The following is a 20,563-nucleotide window of genomic DNA, read 5'->3' as shown; positions in this document are numbered from 1 at the left end:
GATGCTTATTTTTGTGTTCACAATAGATATGAGCACAAACAAGATTAAACTGAGCGTGCTCGACCAGTCGCCAATTAGAAAAGGCGCTACTGCCGAGCAGGCCATACAGGAAACCATACAACTGGCAAAATATACCGATACCCTTGGCTATACCCGCTTTTGGATTTCAGAACATCATAATATGGGTATTATAGCAGGCTCAACGCCCGAAGTGTTATTAGCCCATTTGGCCGGCGAAACTAAAAACATGCGCATGGGGTCGGGAGGTATTATGATGCCGAACCACAGTACACTAAAAGTTGCCGAAAACTTTCGGATGCTGGAAGCGCTGTTCCCCGGCCGGATTGACCTTGGAATGGGCCGCGCGCCGGGTACCGACAGGATCACCGCTGCCGCGCTTAACCCTTCAAACCAGTTCAGGGAGCAGGACTTTGTTGAGCAACTGGCCGATCTGCAGAATTATTTTCATGATACTTACGAACCGGGGACCATACAGGCGCGTATCAGGGCTATCCCGCAGATTAAAACCGTGCCTAACATGTGGTTGCTAAGCTCAAGCGGACAAAGCGGCTTGTTTGCGGCACATTTCGGTATGGGTTTTTCCTTCGCTCATTTTATTAACCCCAATGGCGGCCCTGAAAGTGTTAAAATGTACAAGGAGCGATTTCAGCCATCTGATGATCTGCAACAGCCAGAGGCCAATGTAGCGGTGTTTATCTTCTGTTCGGAAGATGAAGAAAAAGTAAAGCAACACCAGGCCGTTATGGACCATCGCTTTCTGCAGTTTGAAAAAGGCGGGCCAATAGTGCCGCTAAGCTATGACGATGTGAAAGATGTGGAGTATACACCTGCCGAACAGGAACGCATTCGTTATAATCGTTACCGTGTAATTGCCGGTTCGCCTGCCGAGCTGAAGCTGAAGTTAATGTGGCTTGCCAATGACTATGAAGTGGATGAGATCATGGCTGTTACCATTACCGAAAACTTTGAAGACAGGCTTGAATCGTACCGATTGTTGGCCAAACAGTTTGAACTATTGTAATTTCGGTAAATAACTTTTTTAATTAAATGCCGTTTCTATACCAGTAACGGCATTTTTTATTAACGCCGGTATCATTATTCACATATTAAAAAACTTTATAAGGCTTTAAATCGTATCTTTGGAAAGATTATAAATAAGTCTATTTTCTACAATTCAATGGTTATTGTCATATTCTTTATAGCGCACTGGTTTCTGTCGCTATTTTTTCAAACGTTTTTCCTGCACAGGTACGCATCTCACAAAATGTTCACAACCAATAAGTTTTACGAAGGAATGTTTTACCTGCTTACTTATGTTTGCCAGGGATCATCGTTTTTAAACCCGAGGGCTTATGCCATTATGCACCGTGAACACCACGCATATAGTGATACCGAAAAGGATCCGCATTCGCCTCATTTTTTTAAGGATGTTTTCCAGATGATGGTATATACAGCTAAAAGCTACAGGCTGCATGTAAAGAAGCTTAAAGAACCTGAAGAACGTTTTAAAGGTAACATTCCTGAATGGCGTTTTGTTGATTTCATAGGATCATCGGTTGTATCCCGTATTTCATTCGGCATTTTATATATTTTATTTTATGTAGAATTTGCTACCGCATGGTGGATGTATCTACTGATCCCGATTCACTTTTTAATGGGGCCAATTCATGGTGCTATTGTAAACTGGTGCGGCCATAAATATGGCTATCAAAATTTTGATAATGGAGATAAGTCAAAAAATACTACCCCGTTTGATTTTTTAATGCTGGGCGAACTATTTCAGAATAATCATCACAAACACCCCAACAAAGCCAATTTTGGCGCCAAATGGTTTGAGATAGACCCGGTTTACCCCGTAATGAAACTCATGCACTGGATGCGGATCATTAAACTGCGCAAAGCGTATTTGTAATTGCGCAGCGATTAGGTTAAAGGCGAAAGGTCAAAGGCAAAAGGTGCTTTTGACCTTTTCTTTTTAAGGCGAGACACGACTTGATAGGTCAAGGCGAAAGGTTTTCTCTTATCTTTGACCATATGGCTCTTTACAATGCCTTAAATAAACCTTTCGCCTTCTTCCCAACCTTTCGCCTTTTACCTTTACTCCTTTCAGCTTCTTTCCCGTATCTTTGCAGCTTATAAATACATAAATCCATGAGTGTTTCTTTATTAGCTCAAAATTTGCATGGCTCGGAGATCATTAAGATTGCGGGCGAGATCAACGAATTAAAACGACAAGGCCAGAATATCGCCAACCTTACCATTGGCGATTTCGATTCCAATATTTATCCTATTCCAACTCCTCTAAAGGAAAAGATTATAGACGCCTATAATCATAATCAAACCAACTACCCGGCTGCTGATGGTATGCTTGATCTGCGCCAGAGTGTAAGTGGCTTTTTGAAAAGAAGTTTAGGTCTTGACTATGCACCCAACCAAATCCTGATTTCGGGTGGTTCGCGCCCGCTGATCTATTCTATATTTTTGGCGGTAGTTAACCCCGGCGAAAAAGTGGTTTTCCCTGCACCGTCATGGAACAATAACCATTACAGCGATCTGCTGAATGCCGATGCAGTGATTATCCCTACTGCTCCTGAAAATAATTTTATGCCTACGGCAGATGATATTCGCCCGCATTTAAAAGGAGCGGCTTTGCTGGCGTTGTGTTCGCCTTTAAATCCTACCGGTACTATGTTCAGCAAAAAGGACCTGGAAGAGATCTGCGATCTTGTAATTGCCGAAAACAAGAGCCGTGCAGTGGGTGAGAAACCACTGTATTTACTATACGATCAAATCTACTCGCAGTTAACTTTTGGCGAGCATAAGCATTACGATCCGGTAACCCTTCGTCCTGAATTAAAAGATTATACCATTTTTGTTGATGGCGGTTCAAAATGTTTTGCAGCAACTGGTGTACGTGTAGGCTGGGGTTTCGGGCCGGAGCTGGTTATCGAAAATATGAAAGCCATTGTAGGCCACATGGGAGCCTGGTCGCCAAAGCCTGAACAGATGGCTATGGCCAAATTTTTAACTGATGAGGCTGATGTAAACAGTTATCTTGATGATTTAAAGGGAAAGATCCAGGCAAGCCTTACTGCTCTGCATGAAGGTTTCCAGGAAATGAAAGCCAGTGGTTTAAATGTAGATTCGATTGAACCGATGGGCGCTATCTACCTTACCCTGAAAATAGATTACAGTGGCAAAACCACTCCGGACGGCAAAGTATTGAAAGATTCGGCAGATATTAACTTTTATTTAATTAAAGAGGCCGGAGCTGCATTTGTTCCATTCTCGGCCTTTGGTACAGGTGATGAGGTGAACTGGTTCCGTGCATCGGTTGGTGCAACCCCACTTCATGAAATAGAAGCCTTGATACCGAGGGTGAAAGCAGCGTTGAGTAAGTTAAAATAGTAATTAAATTAAAAAAAATGTCATTGCGGGCGTAGCGTGGCAACCGCATACTATACAGAGCGGCCATGCTTCCGTGCGATTGCTTCGTGCCTCGCAATGACATGATAAAATAAGAAAGGGTAACTCATCACCCTTTCTTATTAAGTCCTTTCCGTAAGGAGTATGGCTTACCCCAAGATCTCCTTAATATCGTCCGCCGTAAGCGATTTAATAAAGCTTTCTTCGGTAGTGATCAACGCCCTTGACAGGCTGAGTTTGCGCTGCTGCAGGGCCAGGATCTTTTCTTCAACCGAATCTTTGGTGATGAATTTATAGATGAAAACGTTTTTGGTCTGCCCGATACGATGTGTGCGGTCAATGGCTTGCTGCTCAACAGCTGGGTTCCACCATGGATCGAGAATAAACACATAATCGGCTTCGGTAAGATTAAGGCCTACGCCCCCCGCTTTTATCGAGATTAGGAACACACGCGTTTTTTCATCCTCCTGGAATTGTTTAACCACATCGCCGCGGTTTTGCGTGGCACCGTCCAGATAGACGTAAGGAATACCAACGCGCTCAAAATGCTCACGGTAAATGCTAAGCTGTTTTACAAACTGCGAAAATATGAGCACCTTGTGACCACCATCAAGCACGTTGCCTAAGGTATGCACCACATCTTCAAATTTACCGCTGTCGCCTTCATAATCCTTATCGATCATGATAGGATGGTTAGCAATTTGCCTTAACTTGATCAAACCCTGCAATACCTGAATCTGTGTTTTAGCGAACGTGCCATCCTCCAGGCTTTTCAGCAACTCATTCCGGTATTCGGATTTTACCTCTTCATAAACCGACGACTGCTCTTCTGTCATCTGGCAGTAGAAAAGATTTTCAGTTTTGGGTGGCAATTCTGTTGCTACCTGCTCTTTGGTGCGGCGTAACACAAAAGGCTTGATCAAGGCCTGAAGTTTGCGGGCCTTATCTTCATCTTTTTTCTTCTCTATCGGTGCCACAAACTCGTTTTGGAAAAACTGTTGCGCGCCCAATAAACCAGGATTAATGAACGACATTTGCGTCCACAAATCGTTGACCGAATTTTCGACCGGGGTACCGCTCAAGATCAATTTAAAGCGCGACTTGAGCTGTTTAACCGCCTGGTATGATTTCGACGAGGGATTTTTGATATTCTGGCTTTCGTCCAGGATCACATAATCAAAAAAGAAGCCTTTAAACATTTCGATATCAATGCGGCTGATGCCATAAGTTGTGATCACCACATCGTAATTGGCAAAAACTTCGGCACTGCGGTAGCGCATAGTGCCCGTATGTACCATAAGTTTCAATTGCGGCGCGAATTTGCGGGCCTCATTAAGCCAGTTATATATCAGCGAGGTTGGCATGATCACCAGCGAAGTGGCTTTGCCTCCAGCCTCTTCCGTATCTTCCTTGTGCTTTTGCAGCAGTGATAAAGTTTGGATGGTTTTACCCAAACCCATATCATCGGCAAGGCAGCCGCCAAAGTGGTATTGCTTTAAAAAGTGAAACCAGTTATAGCCCGCTTTTTGGTATGGCCTCAAATTACCTTCAAAATTAACAGGCATCGGCGCATCTTCAAGCTCATCAAAATTAGTTAGCTTTTGTAGTTTACGGGTCATCGTAACGCTGGCCATTTCGCCTTCGGCCAAATCAGTAACGAGGCCTATATGATGACGGCGTAATTTTAACTCATTGCTGCCTTCGGTAAAATGCAGCAGGTTGCCGTATTGTGAAAACCATTTTTCCGGGATCACGGCTATTTCGCCCGATGGTAATGTAAATTCCTTTTTATGATTGAGGATATGGTTTTTTAACTGGATAAAAGGGATTCGGTAGGGGCCGAAGCTCACCATGGCGTTGATATCAAACCAGTCGTTATTTTCTGTTACTTCAAGCTCAATTTTGCTGCTGCCAAATACATAGCGTTTTTGCCCTTCGGGCTGTTCCAGCTCAAAACCCTGTTCAATAAGCTGATCATGATGCTGATTGAGCCATTCAAAAACGGAGAACGAGCGGTCATCATCTTCATCGTGGCCGGCAACTTCAAGGTTTTGGAACAATGATGAAGCTATTTTAAGCCCCATTTGCTCCAATTGGTGCATCTTGCCTTTTTCCCAGGTAGTTGAACGTTTAATACGGTGAAACAGGTAATCATCGCCGGTTTTTTCCATCCGCACAGAAATGTGCCTGCCATCGCCATAAGGAAATACATAGCCCGCATACTTAAAAGAAAGTTGCAGCTGCGAAGTACCGCCTTCAATATAAATAGGTTTAAGCACAGGGCAGGCATCATACTTTTCGGTATTGATGGTAAACCCTTCGGCGTAAACATTATGCTTTTCGATAAGCGGGGCTACAAACTTTTCAAAGTATGATTGCTCGGACGATTTGGGTATGGCAATAAAACGCTTGTTCAGGAATGGTTGCAGTTTTTTACCCTCAATCTCCTTGTCGAAATAATACAGGGTATCATCAAGCAGCATCCAGGCCGGGTGGTTACAAATAATCTCTGCATTTTTAAACATGAACTCAATGCGCATGCCCTGATATTTGATAGTAGGGAAATACCTGATCTCTTGCTCACTACGCCTGAAATGAAATAATACCGATGCTGCTTCGGTAGCCAGCTGAAGCTTACGCTCGCCGGGATAGCCTTCCTTGCTCATCTGGTACACCTGCTTGCCGCAAAGTAACGATAAGGCTTCGGCGATACGCTTCTCCAGTTTTGGGCGGATCATATCGAACATCTGCTCATTGAAGATCTTGGAGAAAAACTCGAACGGACGGATTGGTTTTTTATAATACCTTTTGATCACGTTTCCCTGCTCCATCTCCTCCAGCAGTTTGATCAACCTGATATCAGTTTCGTCCAGAAACTCGCAAAATTCTTTGGCGGTATTGGAAAATAAACGCTGATGGGTTAACGAAAATTCACCATTGGGATTAAGCTGAACAATGTGAGGCTCAATAACATACGACAGGTAGTCATGCTTGGCAATGGCATAAATAATTTGGCATGGTTTGGAACTGTCGACGCGTAACATGTGCTTCAGGGTAAAAAATTATTTGAAGCTACATCAAGAAAAAATTCAAACGTAAATAGAATTTACTGTAATTGAAAGAGTTTTATATTAAAAAATTGTTAACCCACTGAAATTGACACGGTTTTGATAACATAAAATGTTTTTATGCCGGATATTGTATGCTTATAAAGGGGAAGAGATGTCGTAAAGCGACCCTGTGACTTGGGAATTGCTTTGTTCTACTCATGACATAATAAAAAATCGTAGTCATGTTGAACTTGTTTCAACACCCCACTTGCTAAGCGGCCTCGCTGAGTAAATCAGCTACCTGTCTTGTGGGGTGCCGAAACAAGTTCGGCATGACGTGATGTGGATGTCAATGTTCCATCAGGGTCTCTCGCAGAGGCCCCTGATAGCTTCGCTGTTTATTCTTTTACTTTGGCTTGCTCAATAGATTAATAAACAACCTGTAAGCTCCCGGTACGCCGGCAGGCAGCTCCCTGAAAAATGCAAGTGAAGTATATATAAACCTGCCTTTGCCATAATCACCAACAATTAATGATCCGTTAAGTGGTTCTTCGCCTTTATCGTGCATTTGGAGAAGGGGTTTGTACTGCGGGTCGATATTGCTTACAAAATACAATCCGCGTTCCTGGATCCAACCGTTAAAATCATCATTGGTTATCTTATTAGGATAGTTTAATACCGGATTTTGCGGATCTAAAATCGTCACTTCGGCGTTTTCGTCAGTAACCCTGCGGTTCACTACGGTAAACGGATATGGGCCTATTTGCTTTACAACAATACCATTGTTGTTATTGTATTGCACTACCAGGTTGCCGCCGTTCTTTACATATGCCATTAACTTCGATTGCTGATAAGCAAGTCGCTCGTTCACATTGTAGGCCCGTACGCCGGTAACGATGGCATCATAGCCCGAAAGATCGCCGTTTGTTACCTCGTTTTCACTTAGTAAATGTACATCATAACCTACCTGGCGCAAAGCTTCGGGCATTTGGTCGCCGGCACCGACAATGTAGCCTATTTTTCTGCCGTTATGTTTAAGATCGAGGTAAACAAGCTTTGTTTGTGCCGGCGGAAATAGGGTAATAGCTGGTACGTGATCATACCTGATACGGCGAAGGCTAAGTGAAAATGGTTGGCCGTTAGCGTTAACCACCGCTTCCAGATCGGTAGTCTTAGTTTTAGTATCAGTTGGGGTAACCGTAAATGCTACCGACCATTCCTCATTTTTGTCCTTATCGGTAAAGTCAATTTTTTCGGGACTTATTTTCCAGCCGGCAGCGGGTTTCAGACTGATGGTGCCACTTGCTTTGGTGAAGCTTTTCAGCTTTACCAACACTGTTTGTGCCTGCTGTGCGCTGAAAATATAGTCCTTATCTTCAATGTTAGCTGTTACCGGTGGCGTTATTTCAATAGGCTGATAAACCTCGCCCCTAACCGGGTCAACGTATTTATATACAATACGGCGATCGATATTGATGGGCTTACCCTCAATAATAAACTGGAAAGTAACTTTTGGTAGGTCAGGATTTTCAGGGTTACCGGCAAGCGTGTTATCCTGTAACGTGTAAACGCCTATTGGGTGCGATGAGGCCAGCCAGTAAGGCTGCGTTAGCATGGAAGCTGCCGCAGTAGTTTCAAAAGTTTGCAATTGATTAAATGGGATCTCCTTGCCTTGCAGCGCCAAAGAGCTATCATTGGCATCAATGCTGTTTATTTTAACACGATAATTAAAACGGTTGATCACCTGCGCGCGCACGCCTATTTTATCGCCGAGTGGGTAAGTTGACTCAGTAGCATAAGCCTCAAACCACAGGCCGGCACATGCCGCTATGAGATTGTTTAGCTCTTTAGTTTTTTGTTCGCGCCAGTAGGTATCCGGTACTTTCTCAACTTTCATGAGTAATTGTACCAATGCAGGCAATGATTTTTCTGGTGCTTCGCTGATAAAGTTCCGGCTGATTACACTTATCATGGCTGCAATAGCGTCTCCGTCTTTAACCCGTTTCCAGGTGGTATTAACACCATCCATGAGGTCGTTTTGCGGGGCATCGCCTAAAATAGTTTTAAAAAACTCGTATGATTCGCCGCGTTGCTTGGCCGAGCCAAAGCCCTGGGTTTTATGATTACTGCGGCTTTCGGCAGCTATTTCACCATAACCTTTACCCAGGATGGTATTATAAACCCCAACATTGATCTTAAACTGATCGGCAGCAGTTGTATTGACACTTCCAAAACTAAAGGTGTTCCACATAAGGCGTTTGGCCTGCCACGGCTTTACATATTTTAATTGCTCAGGGTAACGGTTTGGATCGGCTGCGGCTGTAAAAGCTTCCTGCGCTAATATGGCCGATGAGGTGTGGTGGCCATGGCCCCCCTCGCCGGTTGTTGGGAAGCGGCAAATGATCACATCCGGCCTGAATTTGCGGATCACCCAAACTATATCGCCCAATACTTTGTCCTTATCCCAGATCTTTAGCGTTTCTTCCGGTCCTTTTGAAAAGCCGAAATCATTGGCGCGGGTAAAAAACTGTTCGGCGCCATCAATCCGGCGGGCAGCCAGCAATTCCTGCGTACGGATCAAGCCAAGTAATTCGCTTTGCTCATTGCCTATCAGGTTTTGTCCGCCATCGCCACGGGTGAGCGACAGGTAACCGGTGCGATAATGTTTTTCCTGCGCCAGGTAAGCCAGCAGCCGGGTGTTTTCATCATCGGGATGGGCGGCAACATATAATACACTACCAAGCACATCAAGCTTTTTAAGGTTTTGCTGAATGGTGCCGAGATCGGTAGGCGGGTTGGTTTGGGCCTTTGAAAAAACAGTTGCAAACAGGAATATTGCAATGAGGTGGATACGCTTCATAGCAACAAATATATTGAAAGATAGATATTCTGTATTTTCTGTATCAATAATATAACAAAACCATTACGGTGACCATCAATCTGTTAAAGTTTTTGATGATAAATATTAAATGTTTCAACAAACACTTTTGATTTTTACAATTTTTTCAAGCATTGTCAAACAAATCTGTCATTCGATGGTAATCTTAATCAACTGATTAACTTTTTCTGCTTCAATCCGATACGCTTAATCAATCGTTTGATTAATTTTGTGCCGTTAAAACAATGGAAAAAGATAAAATAGATAAAAAGGAACATATCCTCGACGTGGCCGAAAAGGTGTTCGCGGACCTGGGTTATGACGGAGCCTCCACCCGTACCATATCGGGCGAAGCCGGTGTAAACATGGCTATGCTCAATTACTATTTTGGATCAAAAGAAGGACTTTTTCTGGCAGTTTTTGAACGCAAGATCAATTCGTTCCGTACGCTGCTGCAAAATATTAGCAGCGACGGAAGCATGAATGCCTGGGATAAACTGGATAAATGTATTGACAATTACGTTGAACGCATCATTGCCAACAACTGTTTTCAAAAACTCATTAACAGGGAAGTGTCCATGAACAAACGTGGCGACCTTACCGATAAGATCATCGAAATACTGATGGTAAATGTATATGAGGTAAAAAGAATTATGGAAGAAGGTGTAAACAACGGCCTGTTTCATGCAGATGCCGATATACCGTTGGTAATAGCAACCCTCTTTGGTACAAAAAATTATATAGTTAACATGCCTCAGATATCATCATTAGTATTGGGACATGATATTCGTGATGAAAAGTTTATGGAAAATGAACTGAAACCACGTGTTAAAACATACATGAAAAGACTTTTAAAAGCTTATTTAGTTAAAGAACATGACAACTCAAAATAACAAAACCAACCACCTTAAGCTATTAAAGCAGGTGTTACGGCCCATTTTACGCGGCAGTATCGCCCTCATAGTTTTGAGCCTGCCTTTTGCTGCCAGCGCACAAGACAAGACAATTACACTTGACGAAGCCATTAAACTCGGCCTTGAAAACAGTAAAACACTAAAGCTATCAAACTCAAAGGTTGAACAGGCTGTTTCAGAATACAACCAGGCCAAAGATGAAGCCCTGCCAACAGGTAAAGTGAGCTACGGCTATAACCATGCTGAAATTCCGGCCAACAGGCTTGCGTTAGGCGAGTCGAGCTTTAATTTGCCTAACCGCGCTGATGCTTACCTTGGCATTTTAACTTTAAACCAAACCATATTTGCCGGTGGTAAATTGAAATATGCCCGCCAGTCAACCGACTTGCTTACACAGGTTGCCCGTTTGGATGTAGAGAATGATAAAGACCAGATTGTTTACGATATAATCAGCTCATACTACAACTTGTACAAAGTATTGCAAAGCAAAAAAGTAGTAACACAAAACTTAACTACTGTTGATGCCCAGATTAAACAGGCACAACGCTTTTTTGAACAAGGCTTAGTTACTAAAAACGATGTACTGCGTTTTCAATTGCAACGCTCAAACATTGAAGTTAATGGCGTTGACCTGGAAACTAACCGCCGTATCATTAACTATAACCTTAACGTGTTGTTAGGTTTACCTGAAAGTACACAGTTAAACATAGATCAGATTAAGGAGGCCGACAGGCAGGTAGCTCCGTTGACAGCTTACCTTGATACAGCAATGGCTGTACGCCCGGAGTTTAAGCAATTCGCGTTGCGTAGTCGTGTTGCCGAAACCAATATCAAGAGTATTAAAGCTAATGAGCTGCCAACTTTAGGCGCTTCGGTTGCGGGGTATTATGTAGATGTTAACTCCAACCCTATACCTAAAAGCGGCAATTTTATTACTCCGTTATCAGCCGGCTTAACGCTGTCATGGAACTTCGGCTCATTGTGGACTAACAAGAACAAGGTAAAGGAAGCCCAGATCCAGAGCCAGCAGGTTGACATCAATAAAAGTATCACCACAGATCGTGTGAAAGATGAGGTTAACCAAAGCTACCAGAACTATACCCAGGCGCTTGAAAAGGTTAAACTTTTACAGACCGCTATCGATCAGGCTGGTGAAAACAACAAGATCCTCGAATCAAAATACAAAAGCAATATAGCATCCGCAACCGATAGGGCAGATGCAGAAACCTTGCTTTACCAGGCACAGATCAACTTAGAATTGGCTAAAGCCGATGCTGGTCTGGCTTACTATACACTACAAAAATCAACAGGAAAAATCAACAAATAACAATACCAAACCTTTAAATAAAATGGCAAAGGAACAAGAAACACCGGAACAACCGAAAAAGAAAAACAAAGTTATCCCCATCATATTAGGCATTGTACTTATTGGCGGCGTAATTTTCGGTATAAAAGAATACATCTACTTTAGCAAACACATTGATACTGATGATGCCCAGATCGACGGCGATATCAGCCCTGTAGTTGCCCGCGTTGGCGGTTACGTTGATTCAATTTATTTTGAAGAAAACACCCATGTTAATGTTGGTCAGCCGCTGGTTAAAATTGATGACCGCGACTATAAAGTAAAATTAGAGCAGGCTCAGGCGGCACAAGTTGGCGCAAGCGCAGGCATTAATGTTAATCAATCGCAAATTTTTGCTAACGAAGCAAACTCTGCAAGTGCAAAAGCCCAGGTTTCATCAAATCTGGCCCATTTAGAAAAAGTACAGAAAGATTACGACCGTTACGCCAACCTGGTAAAAGATGGGTCAGTAACCCAGCAGCAATTTGACCAGGCCAAGGCCGATTTGGATGTTGCAAAAGCTAATTACAGGGCATCGCAGGATCAGTACAAAGCTGCTGTTCAGCAAATTGGTACAACCCGCAGCCAGTTGGCTGTTACCCACACGGGTGTATCACAAAGGCAGGTTGATATTGATTATGCAAAGCTGCAATTGAGTTACACGCTGGTGAAATCTCCGGCAAGCGGCTTAGCCTCTAAAAAGAATGTACAGTTAGGTCAGCTGGTACAGGCTGGTCAAACTTTGTTTTCAATAGTGAATGATAACAGCCTTTACATTACCGCTAATTACAAAGAGACACAGCTTACCAATATCAAAAATGGTTTAAAAGTTGAAATTGAAGTTGACGCTTATCCAGACATGAAGCTGAAAGGCCAGGTTTACAATTTTTCGCCTGCTACAGGTGCCAAATTCTCCCTGTTGCCTCCTGATAATGCTACCGGTAACTTCGTAAAAGTTGTACAGCGTGTGCCTGTAAAAATTAAAATCAACGGCACTAAAGAGGAGCTTGCAAAATTACGCCCGGGTATGAGCGTAAACGTATCTGTAATTAAAGAATAATATTATGGCTGAAACTGGCTTTAAAAAGTGGATCATTACCATTACGGTGATCACAGCCTCATTACTGGAGCTGATTGATACCACTATCGTTAACGTAGCGTTGCCTCACATACAAGGTAACCTTGGCGCAACCCTTGAGGATGTGGCCTGGGTAGTTACCGGGTATGCGGTAGCAAACGTGATCATATTGCCCATGTCGGGTTGGCTGGGCGGCCGTTTTGGGCGTAAAAACTATTTCATGGCATCTATCATCGTGTTTACCATTGTATCATTTTTATGTGGTAACGCGCACAGTATGGATGAGCTGGTATTGTTCAGGATTATTCAGGGTATTGCCGGCGGTGGTTTGATTTCGACAGCCCAGGCCATATTACTTGAAACCTGGCCCCGTGAGCAGATAGGTACTGCAACCGCGCTATTTGGTTTGGGAGCGGTTGTAGGCCCAACAGTAGGCCCAACCATTGGCGGTTGGATAGTTGAAAACTACTCATGGCCCTGGATCTTTTACGTGAATATCCCGGTGGGGGCGCTGGCGGCGTTTTGTACGTACACCTTCGTGCGGGAAACACCCAAGGATGCCAAAGGTAAACCTGTTGACTGGTGGGGTATTATCCTGTTGGCTATTGCAGTAGGCAGCTTGCAAACCGTACTTGAAAAAGGCGAAAGTGAAGACTGGTTTGCAAAAACATATATTCTGGTATTAACCATCACGGCTATATTAGGGACCATATTGTTCATCTGGCGCGAAATGAGTACAGAGCACCCGATCGTGAACTTCAGCATCCTGCGGCACCGAAGTTTTGCTGTGGGCATGTTCACATCCTTTATACTTGGGTTTGGTTTGTATGGATCGGTGTTCGTGTTCCCGGTATTTTGTCAAAACCTGCTTGGCTTTAACGCCCAGCAAACCGGTGAGCTGTTGTTCCCCGGTGGTTTATGTACCATTGTGATGATGCCATTTATAGGTAAGATGCTTAATAAAGGCATACCGGCCCAATTTATGGCCACAGCGGGCATGTTCCTGTTTTATGTATTTACACATATGCTGAGCAATTCAACGCTGGCCACGGGTGAAAAAGACGTGTTGGTACCGCTGTTGATCCGTGGTGTTGGTATGGCTTTATTGTTCGTGCCGCTTACTACATTGGCTATGGCCGATTTGAAAGGTCCTGAACTGGGCCAGGGATCGGGCTTGAACAACATGATGCGCCAGTTGGGTGGATCTTTCGGGATAGCTACATTAACCACCCTCATCCATATACGGCAGGGTGTGCACCGCAATAATCTGCTTGTAAATATCAATCCGTATAACAATCCGTTTAATGACCGTTTGCACATGCTTACACAAGGCTTTATGGCCAAAGGTAAATCGGTGATTGATGCTACCCATATGGCTTACCAGGCTATTGAAGGTATGGTTACCAGGCAAACATTGTTGTTAACGTATGATGATGCTTATTGGATATCGGGATTGGTGATGTTATTTTCGATACCGTTGCTTTATCTGCAGCCGTTCAAAAAGCTGAAAGCTGTTGCCGATTCGCACTAAAACAATAAAAGCCGTTCCACTATTACCGGAACGGCTTTCCCCAAAAAAAATTAACAATTAAAATTTAAGTAACTCCTCCCGCATAAACAACATATTTGAATATTGCGACCGGGGTTTGTTTAATCTTAAGGTATAAATTTACTGGATTTTAATTAATAAACGCAAATTTTATTGGGCAATAAAATACTATTTATGAAAAAGGCATGAAATTTTATTATTTCATGCCTTTTTCATTGTTAAAATAAGTTAAGCTTGTTAAAATATAACTTTACCTGTAGCGGTAATTAGTGAGGCTATACGTACGGCGTCAAAAATGCGCTCCTCGGTAGTGCCTAATTTTATAAGCGAATCCTCATGTGCGTTTACACACATTTCGCAACCGTTAACAGCCGATACAGCTAAGCTGGCCAGTTCAAAAAATTCTTTACCGGTTACCGGTTTCATCATGAGTTGCATACGGATTCGTGCCGGGATCTGGGTGTACTTTTCCTTTTGGGTAAAATGCCTGAAACGGTAAAATACGTTGTTTGATGCCAGCAATGAGGCGCAACCTACAGCTTCGCCAATTTCGGCATCGGTAGCTTCGCTATCTTTAGCGTATTTGGTAAAGAAGTTGGTAAGCGGAATATTGTTATTGTTTGCAGCAGTAGCCAAACCAAGTAGCGCACATTCTTTATTAGTTAAATGTGCTGAAGTAAGGGTACTGGTAAAATTCAGTTTAAGATCGCGCAGGTAGCGTGATTCGCCTGTTTCTAAAAGGCTCAGGCTGGCTGTACGGTAATTTTTATCTAATCCGATACTTTCAAGTATCTCCTGGATCACTTCGGTACTTTCGTTCATTTTTTGGGGTGATTTTCTTATTGTAGAGACGCATAATTGCGTCTCCTGTATGCAAATTAAGGAGGTTAAACACCATGCAATGTGGCTTGTCCTACGGAGACGCAATTATGCATCTCTATATAAAAAACAACTTTCAGCATTAGGCTTTTAGCCTTCCGCTTTTGGCTTTTCCTCAGCTTAAAAAAGGGTGTAAAAAATCCCCGCACCGAAATACAGTACGGGGACGTTTATCTGTTGTATAATTATACAGTTAAAGTTTCCTGACCTTTTTCCCAGTTGCAAGGGCAAAGTTCGTCAGTTTGTAAACCGTCAAGTACACGTAATACTTCTTTCACGTTACGGCCAACGCTTAGGTCGTTAACTGATACCCAGCGAATAATACCTTGTGGGTCGATGATGAAAGTAGCACGGTAAGCAATTTTTTCAGTTGGCTCTAAAATGCCCAGGTCTTCAGCTAATGATTTTGAAGTATCAGCAAGCATAGGGAATTTCAAATCACGCAGATCGTCATGATCTCTTCTCCAGGCAGCGTGAACAAATTCAGAGTCGGTAGAAGCACCGATCAAACGGGTTTCGCGGTCGCGGAATTCGCCAAAGTTTTTGTTGAATTCAGCAATTTCAGTAGGGCAAACAAAAGTAAAGTCTTTTGGCCACCAGAACATTACAGTCCAAACGTTGTCATCGTTGGTTAAATACTCAGAAGTAAGGGTTTCAAACTCTTTACCTTTTTCAAGGCTTACTACTGCTGTTTTAGAAAATTCGGGAAATTTTTGTCCTATCGTTAACATATTTTGATATTTCTTTTAATGTTTATGCAAATATAAAAATTTTAAACCGCCTCCCGAATACTAATAATTGATGTTATATAGATTTTAACTATATAATTATTGTATAATATAGTTGATTTTTATTGGGTTATTTTAAGGGTTTTAGCCTGTTTTTGCTATTTAAAAAAATACGTTACCTTGGTTGTATGAAAACTAAACCTATCCTCATTATTACCGTAACGGTTGTTGTTTTAGCTATAGGCGGATACTTTTTACTAAAAGGAAAGAGCGCTTCATCTCCAAAACAAGAAGATATAACGCAGTTCTTAAAAAGCTTCAATCAACAGTTAATTAAAGGTAACCGCGACTCACTGCTTTCATATTTCCCGGATAAACAAAACAGTGAACCTATCAACCGGCTAATCACGGCTTTGCTCAACAAAACCGAAGATCCCGAAACTTCGTTTAAGCTTGAGTTGAATGTTGATCAAAGCACAATCAGCTTTACGAACCCCGAACTTGCGGTTGCAGTTGTACCGGTAACGTTTAGTGGTGACCACCTCAGCAACAGACTAAGTAGTTTGACGTTCGCTATTGAAAAAGAAGAGAATAACAGATACAAAATTTACCAGGTTGATGGCACCAGCTTCATGACCGATTATATAGCTTATAAAAGCAGTGCCTGGCAAAAAAATTACAGTGATAAAGAGATTTACAGCCCGGTAACTTTAAAGGCTTTCGCCGATGCTAATAACCTAAAGACCAAATACGATAGCATAATCTGGTTTAGCCACATTAAAGCTCAAACCTATTTTTATGTGGTAAAAGGCAAATGGGATTTTTCAGAACAATTTCAGCAGGAAAAAGATACCGCTAAAACCTATAAAATGGGTTTAGTAAGTCCAGATTACAAAGAGATAATTCCGGCCGAATACGATCTTGTTTATACCATAGGCGGCACTTTTCCTAACCTTGTTGAAGTAGAAAAAGACCACAAACGCGGCTTCTATGACCTTAGCGGCAAAGTAGTATTACCTGTTGAATATGACCAGATATTCCCTCTGAACGATGCTGAAAACGTCGCAGCTATCAGGAAGGGTGATGATTATTTTTGGCTGAAAAGCGATTATACGGTTTCGGAAAAGGCGGATATTCACGTGAAGGATATTTTCGGTAAACTTAAGCAACCGGCTTCGTTCACTTTAAAGCAAAGCCCGGTAGGTGGCATTACCGAGTTTAATTCAAGGGAGCAGCATGGTGCAATTTACATCCCTCCTTCATACCTTGATGATCTGAATTTAATTTGCGGAATTAAACAGTTTAAAAATCCGTTGCGAAACCATGTTTATTTTGAAGAGTCAAGCAGTCAGTACATTGTAAAAGCCAAAGCTTTGCCTGTAAACAGTTCAGCAACAAGCAGCGATAATTGGATCCAAAGTGCTTATTACTCAATCCGCGATTATTTTATAGGTGGCCGTTCTGAATTTTATGACAGCAATAACATGGTACTTATTGATAACAAGAATAATAAACTGTATGGTTACAGGATCGATACCGACATTAACACCGAAGAGGGGGGCGGCGAATTCAGCGGCCGCTGCAATGAGTTTAACATCAATGTGCTCAGCGATTCATTACTGGAGGTCAAAGTAACATCTGTTGGAAGTATTGAATTATATAACAACACATACCTAAATGAACTGCCAGTATTTCATCTGTTAAAGATCCAAAACGGCAAGGTGGAGGAAACGAGAAACACCAAAAGGGTTTTTGCATTTACTAAATTTCGTAAAATGGACAACCATTTTATTGATGGCTGTTACGTTTGTTATAAGATGATCGATGGCCGATATGAAATGACCAGCAGTGGGGCAATTTCGCCAGAAGTGCTACGATATATGAAAAACGAAATCTATGCCGATTATAATTATAGGTTTAAAGACAAACGCTGGACGGAAATGTTCGAACAACAATTTTACGGACATTATAAATCAGAAAACCTCAGCGTTCAGGATTCATTAACCGAGATAGATAAATATAACATTCAGTGGATTGATCAGAAGCTAAAAGGATTGCCGGCAATAAAGCCTAATGTACTTGCGGCAAAATGAGCATCACCGCTCGCATATTAAGATATTTTGCCTTTTTCTGGGTATTTGTACTCTGCGCCGGTACGTTTGTTCAGTACTGGGATTTTAATCATGATTCTTATTTTCTGCATATCAAACAAAAAGCCGTTGAAACCGGATGGTACCTGCCTGCTTTTTATTGCCATATAATCGGTAGTAGTATAATTCTGTCAGCCGGTTTTTTCCAGTTTTCAAAAAAAGTATATAATAACAAAGCCCTACACCGGACATTGGGAAAGCTGTATGTGTTCGGCGTGCTGTTTTTCGCGGCACCGGGCGCTTATATCATGACGCTTTTTATAAACCGGGGTACGGGCGTATTTATATCTTTTTTACTTCAGAATACATTGTGGGTGGCCTTTACCCTGGCGGCATTTTTATTGGTTAAGAAAGGGCGAATTGATGATCATATTAAAATGATGAACCGGAGTTATGCGCTGGCTTTCGGCGCGGTTACTTTGCGGTTTTATATCTGGCTGTTTACTGTTTTGGGTAACGGCGTAAACTTTCATAATAATTACCTCATCATTGCCTTTTTAAGCTGGGTGCCTAATTTGATTTTGGCTGAGGTTATAAACAAGTATGGGAATAGGCAGGTTGAGGTAGAGAAGAGAATGGGTATAAAACAAAAGCGTCATTGCTGTAAAGGAACGAAGCAATGACGCCAATGCATTAATGCCTTCTCCGTTGGAGAGGGTTGGGTGAGGCTCTTTAACTCACGCTCGTCACCGTTTTCTTTAACTCCGTTTCCAGGTTTTGGAGCTCGGTGTTCAGCGTACGACGATTAGCTGTGCCTTCGTCGTGAATGCGTTTTACCTCGGTAAGGGTTTCAATAAGTGATGAAGTAGTCTTTTTCAGTGTGTCTAACGATACTACCGTCTTCTCATTTTCGCGGGCTACATCAATACTGTTTTGTTTCAGCATTTCAGCATTCTTTTGTAAAATGGTGTTGGTTGTATCTGAAATCTTCTTTTGCATCTCCACATTCTCTTTCTGGCGGTTCAGGGCCACAGCTATGGTGAGCTGGTTTTTCCAAACCGGGATTGTAGTTGATACAATAGACTGTGCTTTTTCGGCAATGGTGGTATTGTTGTTCTGCACTACACGGATCTGTGCCAGCGATTGCAGCATAATAAAGCGAACTACCTTCAGGTCGGCAAGGCGTTTATCAAGGCGGTTCACAAAATCGCGCAGATCAGCAATTTCATAGTCCTGGTAGCCTGTCGGGTTACCGTCCATCACAGCCAGTTTTTCGTTAAGCTCATTGTATTTGAGCTGCCCGGCAATGATCAGGTCTTCCATTTGCTTGATATAAGTAACGTTGCTGTCAAACATGGTTTGCAGCGAGCTGTTATCCTTTAACGAATTAACACGGCCTGCCTTGATCTTATTGGTGATCTTATCGATGTTATTAACCACAGTATCGTATTTCTGGAAAAGCTTTTTGGTATCAACCACCAGCTTTTTCATGAACGGGATATGTGATATAAATGAAGTGAACGCGTTTTGGTTCAGCTCGTCAACGTCAATATAGTTAAGCTCGGTAAGTAACTCGTTAATCAGCCCGCCTACTTCGCCTGAATTATAGGTACGTACCGAAGTAAGGAAGTTATTGCTATATTTCTCCATGGAGTTTTGTACCTCAACGCCGTAGTTAAGTATGGAGTTAACATCAGCAGGATTAATATCCTTACCCATCTCTCCATATTTTTGGAGGTCCTGGTTTGGTATAGCGTCAAGGTTGACATTACCTTGTTTATCTACCTTCATAGGCACATTGCCGGTTGGTGCGGCTGCCGCCGGAAGATCCAGATTGGTTGGAGTGATCAGCGGTGGTATATTCAGATTTAGTTCATCATTGTTTGGTGCACTTTCCATAATCTTATTATTAATGATTTAGTAGTACTTAATTAGCTGATCTTAAGCGCCACCCGGCTTAATACTTAAGATCAATGAATTAAACTTTTACAAGTAGGTTGCGGTTACAGTTTTCACTGTTTCTTCCAATTTACGGTCGCGGGTTGGTTCGCCGATGGCATTAAATTTCCACTCGCCGTTCTTTTTGTAAAACACGCCCATCACCATAGATACATGGCCTGCAAAATCCTTGCTGTGCGCAATATCATAAGTAGCGAAGATTTCGTTAACACGGGTTGGCGTACCTTCATAAATACGGATAGAGGCAAACGGTATAGTGCCAAAGTCCTGGCCACGGAAGCTGTTTAACACAAAGGCTACATAGCTTATGGTTGGGCTCAGCGTAGCAAAATCAACGGTGATCACTTCATTGTCCAGGCCGTCGTTGCCTGCCATATCGCCGGTTAGGTCATCGCCGCTGTGCCTTACAGCGTGGTCTTTTGAACGCAGGTTGCCGAAGTAGATTACATCAACCAAACGTTTGCTTTCATCATATAAAATGCAGCTGGCATCAAGGTCAACAGCTTCTTTGGTGGTGCCAAAGCCAAATAAGCCCTTCTTTTCAATAGCGCCCCAGTTTATCCCAACGCATACATTTTGCAATTTGCTGCCATTACTTTTTTCGAGGCTGATCCGTTGCCCTTTTTGAAGATTGATAGCCATGTTT

The 20,563-nt window shown here is 42.5% G+C and carries 15 protein-coding genes; 9 read left to right on the top strand and 6 right to left on the bottom strand.

Annotated features, from left to right (window positions below; translation table 11 throughout):
- The first annotated feature begins 28 nt into the window (after window positions 1–28).
- The 3 genes from DIU38_RS23360 (at window position 29) to DIU38_RS23350 (ending at window position 3,429) form a co-directional block, all read left to right on the top strand.
- Window positions 29–1,042, top strand: coding sequence for an LLM class flavin-dependent oxidoreductase (locus tag DIU38_RS23360; RefSeq protein WP_091172979.1), 1,014 nt, complete (start codon window positions 29–31; stop codon window positions 1,040–1,042).
- Between the two features lie 156 nt (window positions 1,043–1,198).
- The gene (locus DIU38_RS23355) at window positions 1,199–1,933 is read left to right on the top strand and encodes an acyl-CoA desaturase (protein WP_112651716.1); all 735 of its coding nucleotides are present in this window, start codon (window positions 1,199–1,201) and stop codon (window positions 1,931–1,933) included.
- A gap of 239 nt (window positions 1,934–2,172) precedes the next feature.
- Window positions 2,173–3,429, top strand: coding sequence for a pyridoxal phosphate-dependent aminotransferase (locus DIU38_RS23350; RefSeq protein ID WP_112651714.1), 1,257 nt, complete (start codon window positions 2,173–2,175; stop codon window positions 3,427–3,429).
- A 167-nt stretch (window positions 3,430–3,596) separates the two neighbouring features.
- On the opposite strand, the gene DIU38_RS23345 is transcribed toward DIU38_RS23350, so the two are convergent.
- Both DIU38_RS23345 and DIU38_RS23340 read right to left on the bottom strand, forming a co-directional pair.
- Window positions 3,597–6,491 carry a DEAD/DEAH box helicase gene (locus DIU38_RS23345; RefSeq protein ID WP_112651712.1) on the bottom strand — a complete coding sequence of 965 codons (2,895 nt, stop codon included), beginning with the start codon at window positions 6,489–6,491 and terminating at the stop codon, window positions 3,597–3,599.
- Window positions 6,492–6,903: 412 nt separating this feature from the next.
- Window positions 6,904–9,357, bottom strand: a complete 2,454-nt coding sequence (locus DIU38_RS23340; RefSeq protein WP_112651710.1) for a PIG-L family deacetylase — start codon at window positions 9,355–9,357, stop codon at window positions 6,904–6,906.
- Window positions 9,358–9,620: 263 nt separating this feature from the next.
- Between DIU38_RS23340 and DIU38_RS23335 the strand changes: the two genes are divergently transcribed.
- From DIU38_RS23335 to DIU38_RS23320, 4 genes are read left to right on the top strand one after another with little or no spacing between them, the layout of a single operon-like run.
- On the top strand, window positions 9,621–10,268 hold the full coding sequence (locus DIU38_RS23335; RefSeq protein ID WP_091172957.1) for a TetR/AcrR family transcriptional regulator: 648 nt from the start codon (window positions 9,621–9,623) through the stop codon (window positions 10,266–10,268).
- Window positions 10,252–11,616: a TolC family protein gene (locus tag DIU38_RS23330; RefSeq protein WP_112651708.1), complete on the top strand. Its 1,365-nt coding sequence runs from the start codon at window positions 10,252–10,254 to the stop codon at window positions 11,614–11,616. The genes DIU38_RS23335 and DIU38_RS23330 overlap by 17 nt, the downstream gene beginning before the upstream one ends.
- Window positions 11,617–11,638: 22 nt before the next feature.
- The gene (locus tag DIU38_RS23325) at window positions 11,639–12,694 is read left to right on the top strand and encodes an HlyD family secretion protein (RefSeq protein WP_112651800.1); all 1,056 of its coding nucleotides are present in this window, start codon (window positions 11,639–11,641) and stop codon (window positions 12,692–12,694) included.
- A gap of 4 nt (window positions 12,695–12,698) precedes the next feature.
- Window positions 12,699–14,243 (top strand): DHA2 family efflux MFS transporter permease subunit, encoded by a 1,545-nt coding sequence (locus tag DIU38_RS23320; RefSeq protein WP_112651706.1) that lies wholly within the window; start codon window positions 12,699–12,701, stop codon window positions 14,241–14,243.
- Between the two features lie 255 nt (window positions 14,244–14,498).
- Here DIU38_RS23320 and DIU38_RS23315 read toward each other — a convergent pair whose 3' ends face one another.
- Both DIU38_RS23315 and DIU38_RS23310 read right to left on the bottom strand, forming a co-directional pair.
- Complete coding sequence (locus DIU38_RS23315) at window positions 14,499–15,083, bottom strand: carboxymuconolactone decarboxylase family protein (protein WP_112651704.1); 585 nt, start codon at window positions 15,081–15,083, stop codon at window positions 14,499–14,501.
- 242 nt (window positions 15,084–15,325) lie between these two features.
- Entirely contained in the window at window positions 15,326–15,871 is a 546-nt protein-coding gene (locus DIU38_RS23310; protein ID WP_090535023.1) for a peroxiredoxin, read from the bottom strand.
- Between the two features lie 185 nt (window positions 15,872–16,056).
- Between DIU38_RS23310 and DIU38_RS23305 the strand changes: the two genes are divergently transcribed.
- Both DIU38_RS23305 and DIU38_RS23300 read left to right on the top strand, forming a co-directional pair.
- Entirely contained in the window at window positions 16,057–17,961 is a 1,905-nt protein-coding gene (locus DIU38_RS23305) for a WG repeat-containing protein (RefSeq protein WP_146750350.1), read from the top strand.
- On the top strand, window positions 17,958–18,641 hold the full coding sequence (locus DIU38_RS23300; protein WP_112651700.1) for a DUF2306 domain-containing protein: 684 nt from the start codon (window positions 17,958–17,960) through the stop codon (window positions 18,639–18,641). The genes DIU38_RS23305 and DIU38_RS23300 overlap by 4 nt, the downstream gene beginning before the upstream one ends.
- Window positions 18,642–18,690: 49 nt before the next feature.
- On the opposite strand, the gene DIU38_RS23295 is transcribed toward DIU38_RS23300, so the two are convergent.
- Window positions 18,691–19,857, bottom strand: a complete 1,167-nt coding sequence (locus DIU38_RS23295; RefSeq protein WP_090531250.1) for a toxic anion resistance protein — start codon at window positions 19,855–19,857, stop codon at window positions 18,691–18,693.
- A gap of 87 nt (window positions 19,858–19,944) precedes the next feature.
- Window positions 19,945–20,559: a TerD family protein gene (locus DIU38_RS23290; protein WP_112651698.1), complete on the bottom strand. Its 615-nt coding sequence runs from the start codon at window positions 20,557–20,559 to the stop codon at window positions 19,945–19,947.
- Window positions 20,560–20,563: the final 4 nt, after the last annotated feature.

This window comes from Mucilaginibacter metallidurans (assembly GCF_003286435.2).
GTDB lineage: Bacteria > Bacteroidota > Bacteroidia > Sphingobacteriales > Sphingobacteriaceae > Mucilaginibacter > Mucilaginibacter gossypii.
This window is presented reverse-complemented; position numbering and strand designations above follow the sequence as displayed.

Excerpts from the sequence above, each read along its gene's own strand:
- DIU38_RS23360 (WP_091172979.1), top strand. The coding sequence starts at position 29 with ATGAGCACAAACAAGATTAAACTGAGCGTGCTCGACCAGTCGCCAATT.
- DIU38_RS23355 (WP_112651716.1), top strand. The coding sequence starts at position 1,199 with ATGGTTATTGTCATATTCTTTATAGCGCACTGGTTTCTGTCGCTATTT.
- DIU38_RS23350 (WP_112651714.1), top strand. The coding sequence starts at position 2,173 with ATGAGTGTTTCTTTATTAGCTCAAAATTTGCATGGCTCGGAGATCATT.
- DIU38_RS23345 (WP_112651712.1), bottom strand. The coding sequence starts at position 6,491 with ATGTTACGCGTCGACAGTTCCAAACCATGCCAAATTATTTATGCCATT.
- DIU38_RS23340 (WP_112651710.1), bottom strand. The coding sequence starts at position 9,357 with ATGAAGCGTATCCACCTCATTGCAATATTCCTGTTTGCAACTGTTTTT.
- DIU38_RS23335 (WP_091172957.1), top strand. The coding sequence starts at position 9,621 with ATGGAAAAAGATAAAATAGATAAAAAGGAACATATCCTCGACGTGGCC.
- DIU38_RS23330 (WP_112651708.1), top strand. The coding sequence starts at position 10,252 with ATGACAACTCAAAATAACAAAACCAACCACCTTAAGCTATTAAAGCAG.
- DIU38_RS23325 (WP_112651800.1), top strand. The coding sequence starts at position 11,639 with ATGGCAAAGGAACAAGAAACACCGGAACAACCGAAAAAGAAAAACAAA.
- DIU38_RS23320 (WP_112651706.1), top strand. The coding sequence starts at position 12,699 with ATGGCTGAAACTGGCTTTAAAAAGTGGATCATTACCATTACGGTGATC.
- DIU38_RS23315 (WP_112651704.1), bottom strand. The coding sequence starts at position 15,083 with ATGAACGAAAGTACCGAAGTGATCCAGGAGATACTTGAAAGTATCGGA.
- DIU38_RS23310 (WP_090535023.1), bottom strand. The coding sequence starts at position 15,871 with ATGTTAACGATAGGACAAAAATTTCCCGAATTTTCTAAAACAGCAGTA.
- DIU38_RS23305 (WP_146750350.1), top strand. The coding sequence starts at position 16,057 with ATGAAAACTAAACCTATCCTCATTATTACCGTAACGGTTGTTGTTTTA.
- DIU38_RS23300 (WP_112651700.1), top strand. The coding sequence starts at position 17,958 with ATGAGCATCACCGCTCGCATATTAAGATATTTTGCCTTTTTCTGGGTA.
- DIU38_RS23295 (WP_090531250.1), bottom strand. The coding sequence starts at position 19,857 with ATGGAAAGTGCACCAAACAATGATGAACTAAATCTGAATATACCACCG.
- DIU38_RS23290 (WP_112651698.1), bottom strand. The coding sequence starts at position 20,559 with ATGGCTATCAATCTTCAAAAAGGGCAACGGATCAGCCTCGAAAAAAGT.